The sequence below is a fragment of the Thalassomonas actiniarum genome (genome assembly GCF_000948975.2).
GTDB lineage: Bacteria > Pseudomonadota > Gammaproteobacteria > Enterobacterales > Alteromonadaceae > Thalassomonas > Thalassomonas actiniarum.
The window spans coordinates 4,839,773-4,855,096 of sequence record NZ_CP059735.1 but is presented as its reverse complement, the minus strand read 5'-3'; the positions used below and the strand labels follow the sequence as shown (position 1 = coordinate 4,855,096).

Annotated in this window: 19 protein-coding genes; 12 read left to right on the top strand and 7 right to left on the bottom strand. The window is 48.7% G+C overall.

Annotated features, from left to right (window positions below; genetic code table 11):
• Positions 1-12: 12 nt before the first annotated feature.
• Positions 13-963, bottom strand: a complete 951-nt coding sequence (locus SG35_RS21195) for a response regulator (protein ID WP_053043381.1) — start codon at positions 961-963, stop codon at positions 13-15.
• 270 nt (positions 964-1,233) lie between these two features.
• Between SG35_RS21195 and SG35_RS21190 the strand changes: the two genes are divergently transcribed.
• The 6 genes from SG35_RS21190 to SG35_RS21165 all read left to right on the top strand — a co-directional run bounded on the left by SG35_RS21190 (position 1,234) and on the right by SG35_RS21165 (position 5,793).
• Positions 1,234-1,773, top strand: coding sequence for a GNAT family N-acetyltransferase (locus tag SG35_RS21190; RefSeq protein ID WP_274055216.1), 540 nt, complete (start codon positions 1,234-1,236; stop codon positions 1,771-1,773).
• 175 nt (positions 1,774-1,948) lie between these two features.
• Entirely contained in the window at positions 1,949-2,470 is a 522-nt protein-coding gene (locus SG35_RS21185; RefSeq protein ID WP_053043508.1) for a hypothetical protein, read from the top strand.
• Between the two features lie 271 nt (positions 2,471-2,741).
• Positions 2,742-2,948, top strand: coding sequence for a cold-shock protein (locus tag SG35_RS21180; protein ID WP_274050568.1), 207 nt, complete (start codon positions 2,742-2,744; stop codon positions 2,946-2,948).
• Between the two features lie 139 nt (positions 2,949-3,087).
• Complete coding sequence (locus SG35_RS21175; protein WP_044836368.1) at positions 3,088-3,534, top strand: YaiI/YqxD family protein; 447 nt, start codon at positions 3,088-3,090, stop codon at positions 3,532-3,534.
• A 151-nt stretch (positions 3,535-3,685) separates the two neighbouring features.
• A complete protein-coding gene (locus tag SG35_RS21170; protein ID WP_044836367.1) occupies positions 3,686-5,023 on the top strand; it encodes a glycerophosphodiester phosphodiesterase family protein in 1,338 nt (445 codons plus the stop codon).
• A gap of 155 nt (positions 5,024-5,178) precedes the next feature.
• Positions 5,179-5,793, top strand: a complete 615-nt coding sequence (locus SG35_RS21165; RefSeq protein WP_274055214.1) for a PilZ domain-containing protein — start codon at positions 5,179-5,181, stop codon at positions 5,791-5,793.
• Positions 5,794-5,926: 133 nt separating this feature from the next.
• Here the strand turns inward: SG35_RS21165 and SG35_RS21160 are convergent, their stop codons facing one another.
• The 3 genes from SG35_RS21160 to SG35_RS21150 form a co-directional block, all read right to left on the bottom strand.
• Positions 5,927-7,093 carry a methyl-accepting chemotaxis protein gene (locus SG35_RS21160; RefSeq protein WP_274055213.1) on the bottom strand — a complete coding sequence of 389 codons (1,167 nt, stop codon included), beginning with the start codon at positions 7,091-7,093 and terminating at the stop codon, positions 5,927-5,929.
• A 233-nt stretch (positions 7,094-7,326) separates the two neighbouring features.
• On the bottom strand, positions 7,327-7,674 hold the full coding sequence (locus tag SG35_RS21155; protein ID WP_044836363.1) for an antibiotic biosynthesis monooxygenase family protein: 348 nt from the start codon (positions 7,672-7,674) through the stop codon (positions 7,327-7,329).
• A gap of 1 nt (position 7,675) precedes the next feature.
• Positions 7,676-8,026, bottom strand: a complete 351-nt coding sequence (locus tag SG35_RS21150) for an NIPSNAP family protein (RefSeq protein ID WP_044836362.1) — start codon at positions 8,024-8,026, stop codon at positions 7,676-7,678.
• Positions 8,027-8,184: 158 nt separating this feature from the next.
• Here SG35_RS21150 and SG35_RS21145 point away from each other — a divergent pair, with 158 nt between their 5' ends.
• The 3 genes from SG35_RS21145 to SG35_RS21135 all read left to right on the top strand — a co-directional run bounded on the left by SG35_RS21145 (position 8,185) and on the right by SG35_RS21135 (position 10,598).
• Positions 8,185-8,865: an ArsR/SmtB family transcription factor gene (locus SG35_RS21145; protein ID WP_274055211.1), complete on the top strand. Its 681-nt coding sequence runs from the start codon at positions 8,185-8,187 to the stop codon at positions 8,863-8,865.
• Between the two features lie 117 nt (positions 8,866-8,982).
• A complete protein-coding gene (locus SG35_RS21140; protein WP_044836419.1) occupies positions 8,983-9,561 on the top strand; it encodes a TetR/AcrR family transcriptional regulator in 579 nt (192 codons plus the stop codon).
• A gap of 170 nt (positions 9,562-9,731) precedes the next feature.
• Positions 9,732-10,598: an alpha/beta hydrolase gene (locus SG35_RS21135; protein WP_053043505.1), complete on the top strand. Its 867-nt coding sequence runs from the start codon at positions 9,732-9,734 to the stop codon at positions 10,596-10,598.
• Between the two features lie 32 nt (positions 10,599-10,630).
• Here the strand turns inward: SG35_RS21135 and SG35_RS21130 are convergent, their stop codons facing one another.
• Positions 10,631-11,209: a GNAT family N-acetyltransferase gene (locus SG35_RS21130; protein WP_053043504.1), complete on the bottom strand. Its 579-nt coding sequence runs from the start codon at positions 11,207-11,209 to the stop codon at positions 10,631-10,633.
• Positions 11,210-11,315: 106 nt separating this feature from the next.
• On the opposite strand from SG35_RS21130, the gene SG35_RS21125 reads away from it, so the two are divergent.
• Both SG35_RS21125 and SG35_RS21120 read left to right on the top strand, forming a co-directional pair.
• Positions 11,316-11,981 (top strand): SDR family oxidoreductase, encoded by a 666-nt coding sequence (locus SG35_RS21125; protein WP_044836418.1) that lies wholly within the window; start codon positions 11,316-11,318, stop codon positions 11,979-11,981.
• A 24-nt stretch (positions 11,982-12,005) separates the two neighbouring features.
• Positions 12,006-12,362 (top strand): MGMT family protein, encoded by a 357-nt coding sequence (locus SG35_RS21120; RefSeq protein WP_044836417.1) that lies wholly within the window; start codon positions 12,006-12,008, stop codon positions 12,360-12,362.
• A 49-nt stretch (positions 12,363-12,411) separates the two neighbouring features.
• On the opposite strand, the gene SG35_RS21115 is transcribed toward SG35_RS21120, so the two are convergent.
• Positions 12,412-13,500, bottom strand: coding sequence for a phospholipase A (locus SG35_RS21115; RefSeq protein WP_274055210.1), 1,089 nt, complete (start codon positions 13,498-13,500; stop codon positions 12,412-12,414).
• Between the two features lie 4 nt (positions 13,501-13,504).
• Positions 13,505-14,293, bottom strand: a complete 789-nt coding sequence (locus SG35_RS21110) for an SDR family oxidoreductase (RefSeq protein ID WP_337993185.1) — start codon at positions 14,291-14,293, stop codon at positions 13,505-13,507.
• 208 nt (positions 14,294-14,501) lie between these two features.
• Here SG35_RS21110 and SG35_RS21105 point away from each other — a divergent pair, with 208 nt between their 5' ends.
• On the top strand, positions 14,502-15,287 hold the full coding sequence (locus SG35_RS21105) for an alpha/beta fold hydrolase (RefSeq protein WP_084693052.1): 786 nt from the start codon (positions 14,502-14,504) through the stop codon (positions 15,285-15,287).
• The last annotated feature ends 37 nt before the right edge of the window (positions 15,288-15,324 follow it).

Below are 15,324 nucleotides of genomic sequence, written 5' to 3'. Positions count from 1 at the left end.
AACTCCCCGGTTTTATAGCAGTCCTTTTTCTTTGTGATAACACAGTGCGATATGGTGCAGGAAGAGTTCTACAATATTGACATCTTGATTGTCATTGCGCTCTCTTTCATCCAGTACAATCAGGTAGTTGGTCGTGCCGTTGGCAATATAACCGAGAAATTGGTTGCTATCTTCGATATAGCCGGTTTCATGATTAGATAATAAGGGGGAAAAGCGTTTAATATCGGTGACCTCACTGAGTTTACAGCCTTTTTTATTGGTATAACGGCCTGAGGCGTAAGTGATCAGGGCTTCGTCCGGCTGTTCATTGCTGTAGCTGGCGCAAAAGTAACTGCGGGAGTATGTCATTAAATCCATCAACAAGCGGATTACGCCGTTACTGTAGGCTTCTACAGGTCTTAATTGGTAGTGAACCTGGTCGCTGCGGACAATATCCGTGAGTTTTCGGCAGGTATCTTCTATGGTGACAATATCGTTATATGCCCTGAGACAGGAATGCATCAGGGTATTGAGTTTACGGTTGGTTAATTCGCCTTTTTCCTTGTAGTCATTGATATCATACTCTGTCATGATACGCTCTTCCGGTGCCTCACCCGGCTGCCCCGTGCGCAGCACTATCCGTACCCTGTGATCTCCTTTAATTTGTCTGATCCAGTTGGCGACTTTGAGGCCGGCATCATCCCTTTCCATAACAACATCCAAGAGGATCACGGCAATGTCGTCCCGATCTTGCAGTAAATTGATGGCTTCTTCACCGGAAAAGGCGCTTAAAATGTTTAATCCTGCGCCATTAAATGCATACCGCCGCAATGCCAGCTTAGTTACCTCGTGGACATCGGGTTCATCATCAACAATCAGTAAGTTATATTTGGCTTTCGGGCTAAGGGGTTTTTTAATTTGCTTATCGTCATCATCACCGAAAAGCAAAACGTCACCGTCGTTATTTTCGTTAGGTTTAACCACATTTATCTTCCTGGCAGTTAAGTATGTGCGGGAGCTGACTATGAGGCTGTCGTGTGTATATGCGTTAAGCTAAGTATAGATATGATTTACTCATATTGATCCACCGGTAATGAATAATTTTCCCGCGGCTCCCAAAGTGGCTTTGGGCTCTATTCATCAGGGCGGACCTGGGACTATTTATAAAGGAAAATGAACCGGTTAGTATGTGACAACCATGCAGCAAAGACTTTAACCAGTGGTTTGTCATTTGGAAAATAATAAGAGATTGAAATGGATATTCACTTAACAAGTTCACGTTTAACTATCCGGGCTTTGGCCCCCGGCGACTTACATGCTTTTGCACAATACCGGGCATTGCCTGAAGTCGCCTTGTATCAAAGCTGGAGTCAATACAGCTACCAGGAGGCTTGCCGCTTATATGAGAGCATGAGCCAACAGGCCTTTGCCACCCTGGGCTACTGGTTTCAATTGGCCCTGATTGAGCGGGATACGCATCGGCTGATTGGCGATCTCGCGGTACATTTTATCGACGAACAGCAGGTGGAGATTGGCGTTACTGTGGCCCCCGAGTATCAGGGGCTGGCACGGGAAGCTATCTATACCTTGCTCGATTATTTATTTCTGGAATTAAAAAAGCACAGGGTGACGGCAGTTACCGATGCCGACAACCAGGCTTGCACCCGCTTGCTTAAACGCGTTGGCTTCAGGCAAGAAGCACATTTTGTTGACAATATTTTTTTTAAAGGGGTCTGGGGCAGCGAATATGTTTTTGCCATGCTGGCATCCGACTGGTCTCGTCTTCGCCGTTGATCTGATAGAAAGCGCAGTAAAATCGCGGTGAAAATTCGATAAATAAGCTTTTTAGCGCTAACTTTAACTTTGGGGTTCAGCTTAGGAGCTTAACTTGGCAAGGGGCTTATTATTCGTATCAACAGTCCCGGGAGCTTGATTGTCTTTATTGACTTATGTAGACGGAGAGATATTTATGAAGTTATTTATTCGGCAAAGTTTTACTCAGGCAGATAAAAGTCAAAGTAATGTTATTCAGGGAGTGATAGACCTTATTAAAGAGCTATTCCCGAAAACGAATTTTCTAACCGGAGAGCAAGCATCCTGCAGCGCTTCGTTTATTGAAAACTTTGAAGTCACCACAGGGTTAATTTTTACTCCCAAGGCCTTTCGAAATTATCGTCTGGCCCTGCTCGATGAGGCGGATGCCCTGCTTTTTATCCGCACCTCCATGAGTGAAAGCGGGGCATTTGAACTTTCCTATAATTTACATGCCGGCAGTCCCAAGCCGGTCTTTTATGCCCATTGGCGCAATGCCCCGATTAAGACCACCTTGTTAAAGGAGTTAGATCAGGAGTTCCCGGTCCGCTATGGTGAATTTGTCAGTCCCAAAGACCTTCGCGAGCCATTTGCCGCTTTTGCCCAAGAGTATCAGTTATCCGCGAATGCCCCCGAGTTTGAAAAGCAGGACAGGGCGTTAATTACAGAACCCGCTTAACAGCGAGTCGTACGCGAGGGAAGCACACAGTATGGCGGTATTTCCGGGCAAATAAGCCGAAAATGAGCTTCAGCTTATTTGCTTTAATAATTGACATAAACTCCAACTAGTATACAATTCCTCTCGCTTGAAAGTTCGTTTTATATTTATGCACACCATTTCGTTGACTGATTAGTACTTCGTCCTGTTTTTGATAAGTAATAGCAACACTTCTAGGCACATCCGGCTTACTATAAGCCAATAATTACTCTTGAATAAATAGGATACTATTATGTCTACTACTACTGGTACAGTTAAATGGTTCAACGAAGCTAAAGGTTTCGGTTTCATCGAGCAAGAAAACGGTCCTGACGTTTTCGCTCACTTCAACGCTATCGTTGGTGAAGGTTTCAGAACTCTGGCCGAAGGTCAAAAAGTTGAGTTCACTGTAACTGAAGGTCAAAAAGGCCCTCAAGCAGAAAACATCGTTGCCCTTTAATTTTAACGGCACGATTCGTTTGGTTATAAACGGCTAAGCGCATCACATATTGTTAGAGAACTAGCAATATATGAATGAAAAGGTAAGATTTTATATCTTGCCTTTTTTTGTACCTGAAGATCTTGATAAGGAGATGCAAATGAAAATATGGGTTGATGCCGATGCCTGCCCTGTGGTCATTAAAGAAATCCTGTTTAAAGCCGCTGAACGTACGCAAACGCAACTGACTTTGGTGGCCAATCATTTTATGCGCACGCCGCCATCCAAGGTGATCAGTTTTTTACGGGTAACTGCCGGTTTTGATGTTGCCGATGATGAAATTGTCAAACAAGTCTCTGCAGGAGATTTAGTGATCACCTCAGATATTCCGCTGGCCGCCGAAGTCATCGAAAAACAGGCGCTGGCGTTAAGTCCCCGCGGTGAGCTTTTCAGCGAAGCAAATATTAAGCAAAAGCTTAATATGCGTGATTTTATGGATACCATGCGCGCCAGCGGCGAACAAACCCAGGGACCGCCGCCGTTGAGCCAAAGCGACCGCCAGGCGTTTGCCAATCATTTGGATACCTTATTGAGAAGGCATGGTTAAGGCTACATGGCGCTAACTAATTTATTTTGTAAGAAAAAACGGTAGCCTTTTTTCATAAATCTGCCGCAAAAACTTCATCAATAACGTCTTTAACTGTCATCTGACCAGTTTAGTATTAGCTTTTTATTTAACAGTTTAGGTTAATCATTAGATGAAGAGTTTTGCCGTTAATGTATCCGTTATATCACTGGCTTTGACCCTGTCCGCCTGTAAAGACGAAGAAGTCAAAGTCGTTGAAGTGGACAAACCCGTTATTGTCGAAAATACCGTCACCCTGGTGGAGCGGGTTGAAGTGCCCGTGCTTGTGACCTCGGCAGATGAATCGAGTGTTCAGCTGGGCAGCCGGCCCTTTTTCCTGGTGGATACCCTGCCATCGGGTGAGCTAAAAACGAAACTACAGCAGTGCAGTGACGGACCGTTTTATCGCACCGACTTTTCTATCGGTCACCGCGGCGCGGCGATGCAATACCCCGAACACACCAAAGAGTCCTATACTGCGGCAGCGAGAATGGGCGCCGGCATTGTTGAATGTGATGTGACCTTTACCCAAGATCAGGCGCTGGTGTGCCGCCATTCACAATGTGATTTACACACCACCACCAATATCCTGGCCATGCCTGAAATTGCCGCCTCCTGTACTACCCCTTTTATCGGCGCCGATGTTGAAAATAATGTCCCTGCCCAGGCAAAATGCTGTACCAGCGATATCACCCTGGCCCAGTTTAAACAGCTTGAGGGGAAAATGGATGCCGCCAATCCTATGGCGACTACAGTCGAAGAATATATGGATGCGACGCCAAGCTGGCGCACTGATTTATATGCCGGTCAAGGCACGCTTATGACTCATGCTGAGAGTATTGAACTCTTTAAAGCGCTCGGGGTAAAAATGACCCCGGAGTTAAAATCACCGAGTGTGACTATGCCGTTTAACGGCTTTAGCCAGCAAGATTATGCCCAGAAAATGCTTGATGAATATAAAGCGGCGGGGGTAGCACCTGCTGATGTTTATCCCCAGTCTTTTAACCTGGCAGATGTTCAGTACTGGATTGCCAATGAAAGTGAATTTGGCGGGCAGGCGGTTTACCTGGACGGGCGTTATGATGATGAAAACTTTGATATTACCAATAGCGATACCTGGTCGCCGAGCATGGCCGAGCTGGCCGCGGACGGTGTGAAAATTATCGCGCCGCCTCTATGGATGCTGGTGACCTTAGACGGTGAAAACAACATAGTGCCGTCAGCCTATGCCACACAGGCGAAAGCGGCCGGGCTGGATATTATCACCTGGACCTTAGAGCGCTCCGGACCGCTGGGTGATGGCGGCGGCTGGTATTATCAAACCATTAATGAGGTGATCAACAATGACGGCCAGCAGCTGGAGCTGCTGGATGTGCTGGCGCAGCAGGTCGGGGTTATTGGAGTTTTCGCCGACTGGCCGGGCACGGTCAGTTATTATGCCAGCTGCATGGACATGCCGCTAAGCCGTTAATCCTTTATCCTGTTTGGAAACAAAGCGCCGGAGAAAGCTAATCGCTTTACCCGGTGCTGTTTTGTTTTTTGATGCAGGCAAAGGCTGTGATGTTATTAGACCTTGTCTGTTTTTATCTTTATAATCAAAGGTAAAGTTATTTCAGGTAAGCCGCTATGTCAGGAGCAGAGTCAGCATCCGAGCGTGATTCGAAGCTACAACAGTTCAATGAATTTTTCTCGATAGAAAACGAATTTACCGTAAACCTTATTCCCCTTGATGGCGATCAGGTGCCGGACTATAACGCGTTTATGGAAAGGATCCCCTTACCCTTTAAAATTTCCAGCGATATCTCCAGCGTGGATCAGTCGGCGTTAAGGCCGCTTCAGGGGTTAAGCGGGGTGGCGAGCCATTTGGTGGAATTTTTAAACCACCAGGCGCAAAAAATCGATTTATTGGTCGGTTATATCCTTAGCCAGCAGGACGATGAGCAATACCGTTACCAGGGCATTAAATTCGGCGGCGGCGGTATTATTTTTGCCACTGAGGAGCAGTTTAAGCTTCACCAGATGTTGGAAATGAAAATGTTCTTCCTGCAAGATCATTGTGCGGTGTTTTGTTTGGGAGAAATTATCGATGTCGAGCGACACCAGGAGATGAATCACTATAAAGTGATTTTCCATTATATCCGCGATGAAGACAGGGAAGTGCTGGTGCGTACCAGCCTGCACGAACAATCCAAGCAGCTGCAATTACTGGCACAGCAGCGTAACAAGCAATCGGGCCGTTAATCGCGCCCCGGGGTTATCTCCAAATTGCATGAACAATCCAAGCAGCTGCAATTACTGGCACAGCAGCGCAACAAGCAACCGGGCCGTTAATCGTGCTCCGGGGGTTCTCGCCTGAAGCGCTGGTTCCGGCTTTTTAAACGCAAATACGGTTTAAGGTGGTATCTACCACTTCCGAGGTTTGTTGCTGCTCTGTGGCATGCTTGGCAACCGAACCCAGCCCTGTGGTGATTTCCCGGCTTAAGTGCACCACTGTCGACATGTTCTCATTGACCGAAGCGGTGGATTGTTGCTGCTCTTCGGTACCGCTGGCGATTTGTGAGGTCAGGTTATCGACCTCGGTAAAGACATTGCCGATTTGCTCCAGGGCCTCGACCACACCGGATGAATGCTCCAGGCTCTCGCGGGTAAGAGCCTGCCCTTTGGCGATGGCATTGACGGCATTGGTGGATTTGCTCTGCAGTCCTTCGACCATGGCTTGAATTTCTACCGTTGACTCCTGGGTCCTGTGGGCCAGGGCCCTGACTTCATCGGCAACCACGGCAAAGCCCCGCCCCTGTTCGCCGGCGCGGGCGGCTTCAATAGCGGCATTTAACGCCAGCAAATTGGTTTGCTCGGCAATGCCGCGGATCACATCCAGCACCGTGCCTATGCGCGAACATTCTTCCTGTAACAAGGCCAGCTCTTTTGCCATGGTATTGACCTCTTCGGCAACCGCCGACATGCTTTGCTGGCTGGTGCTCGACGATGAACTGCCCCGGGCTAATATCGACATCACTTCGCTGCTGGTATGGCTGACTTTGGCGGCGCTTTGTGATAACACTGTTGAGGTGGCGGCCACCTGTTCGATGGATTGTGCCATTTGATCTATTTCCCTGGCAGATTCACCCACGGCGCCGACAGACTCGCCCATTTGAGCCGCCAGTCGGGTTGACCCCTGACGCAGCGCATCGGATTCGCGGCGAATATCGGCGATCATCTCTGCCAGCTCGGCAATAAAGGCGCTTAAGCCGTTGATAATATCTCCCAGGTCATCCGGGACTCTGTCGGTAATGGGTTTTTCCGGCGCCTGATCGACACTGATCACTAACTCCAGGTAACTTTTCAGCCGGGTTAAACGTTTGGAGAGAAACTGCTGTGAGTAAAGGTAAGCGCTCAACAGTTGCAGGCCAAGCATGATAACGAGGGTAGCCATCAGGGCCAGGTGGCTTAACTTTTGTGCAAAAATACTTAAGGCGAGAATAAAAACTATGCCCACCAGGGCCGGCGGCAAGAGCAGTTTAATGTTTAAACGGTTGAGCATGATAAATTCCATTCATTGTTATTATTTGTGATGCGATCTAGCCACAGTTTTTTTAAACGGCAAGCTGGCAGCTTATGCTGATTTAATTTTAACCAATAAATTACCTGTAAATATTCAATATTGCTAATGTTTTTTATCGAGAGCATAACTCTTGGCTAAGAATGTCCGCGGGGAAACAGGAAGGGCTTGCTGCTGCGCTTCCTGTTATTCGGGGGAAAGGGATTATCAGGGGGTCAGCTATGGTGTATTAAGTGGCTGTCTTCTGGCGATTGAGCCCCGTTATCCATGTCGTAATCGCGCAGCACCGAGGCCACCCGGATACGGTAGTTGCTAAAAATACCGTCCCGTCCGGCCTTTTGTGCCTGTCTGTGCGCCAGGGTGTTGCGCCAGGCTTTGACGGCTTGTTCGTTTTGCCAGAACGAGAGCGACAAGTATTTATCCGGGTCTTGTAAACTTTGAAAGCGCTCTACCGAGATAAAGCCGTTGACCTTTTCCAGCCGGGTTTTTAATTTGCCGGCCAGGATAAAATAATCCTCTTTTGTGCTGCTGTGAAGGCAGACTTCAAAGATAACCGCTATCATGTTAATCCTGCTCCTGCTTATCCGTTAACTCCTGCCTGAACAAGGTTTCCGCCACCGGGGTTAAAAAGCTGCGTTTCTCTTCCAGGATAAACCGGCTCTGGCGGGCAAAGGCAAAATTCTCTTTGCCGCCAGTGTCTTGTTTTAACCTGTACCGGTATTGCTCGTATGCTGCCAGCGAAGCAAAGTTGATTAAGCCGTAGGCGATATTATTGGTGCCTTCGTGGGGCAGGAAATAACCGAGCAGCTCTCCCTGGCAGGCGGGGATGATTTCTCCCCAGTTTCTGGCGTATTGGTGAAATTCATCGATTTTTGCGGGATCGAGTTTGTATTCGATAAAACAGGTGATGGTCATTGGCTTTACCTCTTTAGTTTGTCATCTTGGCTGTAATCGGGTTTTAGCGCATGTTATCGCTTTGAAAATGTTATGCTTCGATGCAGCCCGAACTGTTTGAGTCTTTTTTATGGCAAGCTAGGGGAAATTTAAAATTATCGGAAATGGAGTCTAGCGGCATGCAAGAACCCGATATCGCTACGCTTTCGGCAATGATAGCCGAGCCCGCCCGGGCAAAAATGTTGATTGCCTTAATGGCGGGAAAAGCCCTTACCGCAACCGAATTGGCCCTGGAAGGGGATATCACCGCACAAACCGCCAGCAGCCATTTGGCCAAACTGGTAGCGGCTAAACTGCTGGTGGTGCGCAAGCAGGGGCGGCATAAGTATTTTCAGCTCAGCGGGGCGGATATCGCCCAGTTATTGGAAACCTTGTTAAATATTTCGGCGAAAACGGCCACTTCCGGGGTGAAAACCGGCCCCGCTGATCCTGATTTAAGGTTGGCCCGGATATGTTATGACCACCTGGCAGGGGAGATGAGTGTTGCCCTGTATGACAGTTTGCTCGGCCGGGGTTATATCCGGGATACGAGCGAGTCACAGCTGATGCTCACGGCGCTGGGGCAGGAATTTTTCAGTGCGTTGGGGTTGGAGCTTGAGATCTTAACAAGTAAAAAACGTCCGCTTTGTAAGTCTTGTCTGGACTGGAGTGAGCGGCGCTTTCATCTGGCGGGTTCACTCGGTCAGTGGATTTTAGAGGATGTGCTTGATAAAGGGTGGGCAGCCAGGGATCCTGACAGCCGGGTGATCCGGTTTAACAAGGCTGGTTTAAAACGTTTTAACCATCGTTATCTGCTGTGAAAAGTGCATCATGCAGGCTAATGGCTTTATCTGCTGGCTGATTCTGCCTTGAACCATTTTGTTGGCAATTTAATTTATTTGCTTGAAAAAACAACTAACCTGACGTAAGGTAGGTTTATGAAGATCGCAAAAGATACCCGAAGTGAAATACTCGATGTTGCCATGGACATGGTGCAGCGCCTGTCTATCAGCGGCGTCAGCTTCCAGGAGCTGGCCAACCGCGTCGGCATTAAAAAGGGCAGCATGTATTATCACTTTGAAAGTAAAGATGATTTATCTGTGGCACTGATGGACAGGGCTTGTGAAGATCTCAAAGCCAGCTTTGCCCGCGGCAGGGAAAAATCTCCCAGCCGCCGGCTCAGGTATTTTTTTTCCATCTATATCCGTTATATCGGTCCGGGGCACAAAATTTGTCCGGGAGGCGCTTTTGCCGCCGAATGGGAGAGCCAGTCTGAGCAAGTACAGCAAAGTGTCAGGCGAGTGATCAGCGTCCAGCAAAAAGGCGTGACCGAGATTATCGAGGCCGGATTAAAGCAGGGAGAGTTTACCGGTCACGGGCAAGATGCCGGAGCGCTTGCCTGCTGGATTTTATCCAGCCTGCAGGGGGCTGTGCTGATAAGCCGGGTCGAAGAGCAGGCGATGTCTTTTGATGCCTGTATTAAAGTGATTGAAAGTTATTTAAACATCAACGAGTAATGGCAGCAGGTGCTAGGTTAAAGGTTAAGCTATCGCCATTGTCGCCTGAAAATTAGCCGTAAGAAGTATCTGAAAAAAATTTTGCTTGTTTTACCTACCTGTCGTCAGGTTTGTTTTGGTGGTAAAGCTGAAGCTAAGGTAAACAAGCAATAGACAAAGAGGAAAATCCCATGAATTTTGCCCTGATGAGTTACCGCATTAAAAATCAGCTGATGAGTTTTATTGCCCCGTCGAGAACCGCTAAAAAGACTTTAGCCATGTTTATGCGTCCGCGCCGCAGTGAGCCGAAAGCCTGGGAGCTTAAAGCCGAAAACCGGGGAGAGCGTTTTAATCTTAATGAAAACATCAGTGCCATTTGCTGGCAGGAGGGTGATGTAGCAGATCCCGCTTCGAGCCAGGGCAAAAATTTATTGTTGATCCATGGCTGGGAAAGCCGGGCGACACAAATGTATGGTTTAGTGCCCCGGCTGCTTGAGCTGGGTTACCGGGTCACGGCACTTGATATGCCGGCGCACGGGAAATCGCAGGGGGACATGGCCAATGCGGAGCTTTTTGTACAAACCCTGTTGCTTGCCCAGGAAAAGCTGGGGAAATTTGATGCCGTTATCGGCCATTCCATGGGAGCGGGTGCGGCAAGTTTAGCCCTATCCCGGGGGCTGGAAACCGACAAACTGGTGCTGGTCTCGGGCCCGTCTTCGATTGAAAATGTGCTCAGGCGCTTTTCTAAAATTGTCGGCTTAAACCGCAGGGCAACTGGTAAGTTTATTGATTTTGCTTCCGAGCTGGTGGGGGTACATCCCTCGGAATTAGATGCCAGCAAGCAAAATGTCGCTAACCCTACGCCAACTTTGATCGTGCATGATCTCGATGACAGGGAAGTGCCTATCAGCGAATCCCGGCGTTTGTTGCCGTCGTTTGAAAATGCCGAGTTTTTTGAAACCCGGGGATTGGGGCACAGGAAAATTCTTAAATCGCCACAGCTTAACGATAAAATTTATCAATTCCTTGCGATGGCGACTAAGGGGGCAACTGCCTGATAATTTGCCTGAAGGTGTTTTCGGGGCTGTATTCACTGCCCCGGTTTGCTTTCATGGGGCCGTGGATTGACTAAGCCGTACAGGTAACTGTCATGCCAGCGGTTGTTGATAAAAATGTCCGATTGCAACACGCCCTCACGCGTGAAGGAGAGTTTCTCCATGATTTTCCAGCTGGCAATATTGCTTGTGGTGCAGGCGGCAATGAGCTTTCGTACTTTTACCTGTTCAAATAAAAAGCGGATCAGGGCGACGCCGGCTTCCGTGGCATAACCTTGCCCCTGGCTTTGCTTTAAAAAAGAATAACCCAGCTCCATGCGGCGGTTTTCCTTACTGTCGATACGAAAGCCGAAGCTGCCGACAAAGTCGTCATCTGCTTTGTTATATATCATCAGGGAGCACCACTGCCCTTCTTCTGCCTGCCAGGGGCCTGATCTGAGGTGAAACTCTTGGCTTAATGCCTGCTGGTCTAAGATATCGCCGATATCGGCCATCAGATCAGGATCTCCTTTGAGCGCCTTAAATTCATGCCAATGGCTGTCTGTCATCGGCACTAAAGTTAACCGGGCGGTGGATAAAGAAAAGTTTTTATTCAGGTAAAGTTCGCTATGCATAATCTTGTTATTTTTTAGATGATAAATTTATTGTTATTGGTTGTTGAGTTATCTATTGCTCACCCCAAAGTAATACTATTCAATCGGCTTTTTAAAGGGAACTCTTATGAATAAAACCGTTGTTATTACCGGTGCCAATCGCGGCATAGGGCTGGCGTTTGCGACTTTATACCAAAAGCAGGGGGCACAAGTGTATGCCTTATGCCGAAACAACTCGGCGGAACTTGATGCTTTACAGGTGCAGGTGATCACAGGTGTTGATGTTGCCACAGAGCAGGGGCTGGACAAGATGGTGGCGGCCCTTAAAGGCGTGAATATCGATATTTTACTCTGTAATGCCGGTATATTACGGGATGAGTCTTTAGGTGATCTTAACTGCACTACGATACGTGAGCAATTTGAAGTTAATGCCCTGGCGCCGCTAAGGGTTGCAGATGCCTTGTTGGCCAATTTGTCTTCCGGCAGTAAAATCGCCATGATCACCTCACGTATGGGCTCCATCGCCGATAACGGCTCGGGTGGACGTTACGGCTACCGCATGTCCAAGGCGGCGTTAAATGCCGCAGCCATGTCTTTGGCGAAAGATTTGGCGGGCAATAATATAGCGGTCGGTATTTATCACCCGGGTTATGTGCAAACCGAGATGGTCAATCATGGCGGCGATATCAGCGCTAATGAATCCGCCAGCCGCTTAGTGGCGCTTATTGACGGTTTAACTCTGGCAGAATCCGGTGTTTTTAAACACTCCAACGGCCAGGTATTACCCTGGTAGCGTTATCTCAAGCAAGGGCTTTAAATGACGATAAATCCCCACTATGCCCGCATCTGGCAAACGGTGCAATTAATCCCCCCGGGTAAGGTCGCCTGTTATGGCCAGGTTGCCGATCTGGCGGGCTTGCCGGGCAGGGCGCGCCTGGTGGGTAAAGCCCTGGGAAAAGTGCCGGAAGATGGCTGGAAAAACCAACCTGTGCCCTGGTTCAGGGTGATTAATTCTGCCGGAAAAATTTCTTTTCCTGAAGCGAGCGAGAACTTTATCCGGCAAAAACAGCTGTTGCAGGAGGAACAGGTGGTGGTGCTGGGCGGCCGCATTAAATTAAAAGAGTTTCAGTGGCAACCGGACCTGGCTGAGCTGTTATTCCAGCTGGAATTTTAAATTGATTGATGTTGTTTAAGCCGGCGTTTTACCGGCTTTATCTTGAAAGCTAGAGCACGTCCGTTAACGCTATACCCAAACCGAACCTTTGCTGGGAGTGGTTATAGTCAATCAGGCTTTCGCCATAACCGAGGGAGTATTGGGCGTAACCGCGCAGTTTTCCCCAAAGGGGGAAGGTAAAGCCCAATTCCAGCGCGCCATGGTGGCGGGCAAAATTTTCCCTGATTTGGCTTGTCCATTCATAGTCCGACCATTTGTAGACCAGCGCCAGTTCAAAATGCCCCATATAATCGTTTATATCCGGATTGTCATCGCCGTCTGAGTCAAGCGGGTTTTGTTTTTTACTTTCCGGCAGACGCCACCAGGGGCGAAATGACAGGGCGAAATTGTCTTTTTCATAAAGGAAGTTCAGATATAGCCGGTTCCAGCTGCGGGATAACAGCTGGGACCTGCCGTTTGACTGATGTTCCAGTCCCAGGGCAAAGCCGGTATTGCCGCCTGCCGGATGCCAGTTAAGCGGCGCGAGGTAAAAAACCTCCGGCTGGTAATTGGTTTCCCGAAAAGGCTTGGAAATATTATCGGAGTATACCTGCCACCAGGACTGCAGGGTGAAGCCGAAGAACAACCCGTCATTCTGGATAAACAGGTCTTCCCGGTTCAGGGGAACCTTAATGCTTAACTGAAATTTAGCCTCGGTATTGGTTAAATTTTCAGACCAGGCGTCCACTCCCTGATAAACCTCTGTATTGACATTGTCCGTGATACTGGCGGGTAACAGGTAATTCATCTTATGGGGGGTGATCACAAAAGGATCAAAGGCGGTTGTTCTTTCGGCAATCAGGCGGCTGGAAATCATGCCGTTAGCCGCGGCTGTGTCAGTACGGCTGATTTGTGCCAGTTCTGTGTCTTTCGAGCCCTGATTTAGTTCAGCCGTGATTTCGGACGTAAGTTTTGGCTCGGGCGCAGGCTTGTTAGTTAAACAGGCTGCGCGTATCTGCTGCACCCTGGTGTTGGCATCGGCTGACTTTAATGCCGTAAGCAAACAGGCATCGAGCTCAGTGGTTGCAAAGGCTTGTGCCTGGGCTAAGGCTAACCCCAGGCACAAGCTTCTGGTTGCGGCTTTATCGGTTAAGGGCATAGGGTTACAAGCATGCAGTACGGCCGCCGTCTACCGGCAGGTTAATGCCTGTGATATAGGCGGCGGCAGGGGAGGCCAAAAAGGCTGCTGCGGCGGCAAATTCTTCCGGGCGGGCAAAGCGGCGCAGTGGGATCTGATTTTTCTCGTTTTCTGTTGCCTGCTCCAGTGAAATATCCTGCTTTTTGGCCTTGCCGGCAATGATGGCATCAAGACGTGCCGTTGCCGTGGCTCCCGGCAATACATTGTTTACGGTAATGCCAAAGGGACCAAGCTCATTGGCCAGGGTTTTTGACCAGCTGGCGACTGCGCCCCGTATGGTGTTTGATACCCCAAGGCCCGGTATCGGCTGTTTAACCGAGGTAGAGATGACATTGATGATACGGCCGTAACCTTTTTCTTTCATGCCCGGCATCAGTGCCTGTACCAGCTGATGGTTGCTGATCAGGTGCAGGTTAAAGGCCGCCAGGAAAGCTTCGCTGTCTGCGCCTGAGGCAGGGCCCGGGGCCGGGCCGCCGGTATTGTTGATTAAGATCTCAAAAGCGCCGTTTTGTTCAATATGTCCCCGGATCGCCTGGGAAACTTGTTCCGGCCTGGAAAAGTCGGCCACCAGCACGTGATGTACCTGCCCTTGTTCACGGTTAAGCTCTGCCGAAACTTGTTCCAGCGCCTGCTGGTCCCGGGAAAACAAGGTAATGCTTGCCCCTAAATTGGCTAATTCAATTGCACAGGCTTTTCCTATGCCCTGACTGCTGCCACATACCAGGGCGCGTTTACCCGTTAAATTAATGTCCATCTGATCCCTTATTATTAGAATGAATTTTATGGTGATAAAACACCAGATCCGTTAGGAGATTTTTACCATATATTGATGGTCAGTAAAAGCTGCTTCATGGAAAGGGAAACCTTAATTTGCTTTTTAAGGGAGATTTTTGCCGTTAACTTTTGACATTTAACGGCAAACTTCGATAATAACCGCCTTTTTAACCGGTAAGCAGAAGTAAGTGACAGTATTGAATTCAAGCAAAGGTGTTTATGTGAGCGGGCAGGGACCGGCGGTGGTGTTATTGCACAGCTCCTTAAGCAGCGCCCGCCAGTGGCAATACCTGGTCAATCTACTTAAATCCGACTTTACCGTGATTAATTTTGATATTTTAGGTTATGGCAAGGCCGAAAAAGTCCATGACGGCGATAACTATGACTTTAATGTTGAAACCGGCCGTATCAGGCAGGTGTTGCAGGAAACGATAGGTGAAGCGCCCTATCATCTGGTGGGTCATTCCTGCGGCGGTGCCATAGCCTTAAAACTGGCGGTTGAAGCGCCGGATAAACTCCTGTCCCTGGCCCTTTTTGAACCTGTTGCTTTTCATCTTTTACCCAAGGGCAGTGCCCATCGCCGACAAGCGGATGATTTTAAAACTCAGGTGTTTATTGAGGATACTTATCTGGCGGCGGAAATCTTTACCAATTTCTGGAATAAACCCGGCTTCTTTAAGTCATTGCCGAAAAAAATGCAGGACCTGATGGCCGCAGATATCGCTAAGGTGAACCTGGATTTCCAAGGTTTGATCAGTGAATCTTATAGCCTGACAGATTTGGCCGCCATTACTTGCCGATCGCTATTAATGCATGGCAGTGAAAGTCCTCAGCTGAGCCGGCACCTGAGCCAAATTATTACCGGGGCTTTACCTCAGGTGAGCGAGCAGGCTTTTTTGGCCGGACATATGGCGCCGGTGAGCCACAGCGAGCAGATACATCCTGTGATTGCTGACTTTATCAGGGGCGGTTAATCAGGCGCTATTCGTTGGGAGTGCTATCGGCTAGCCC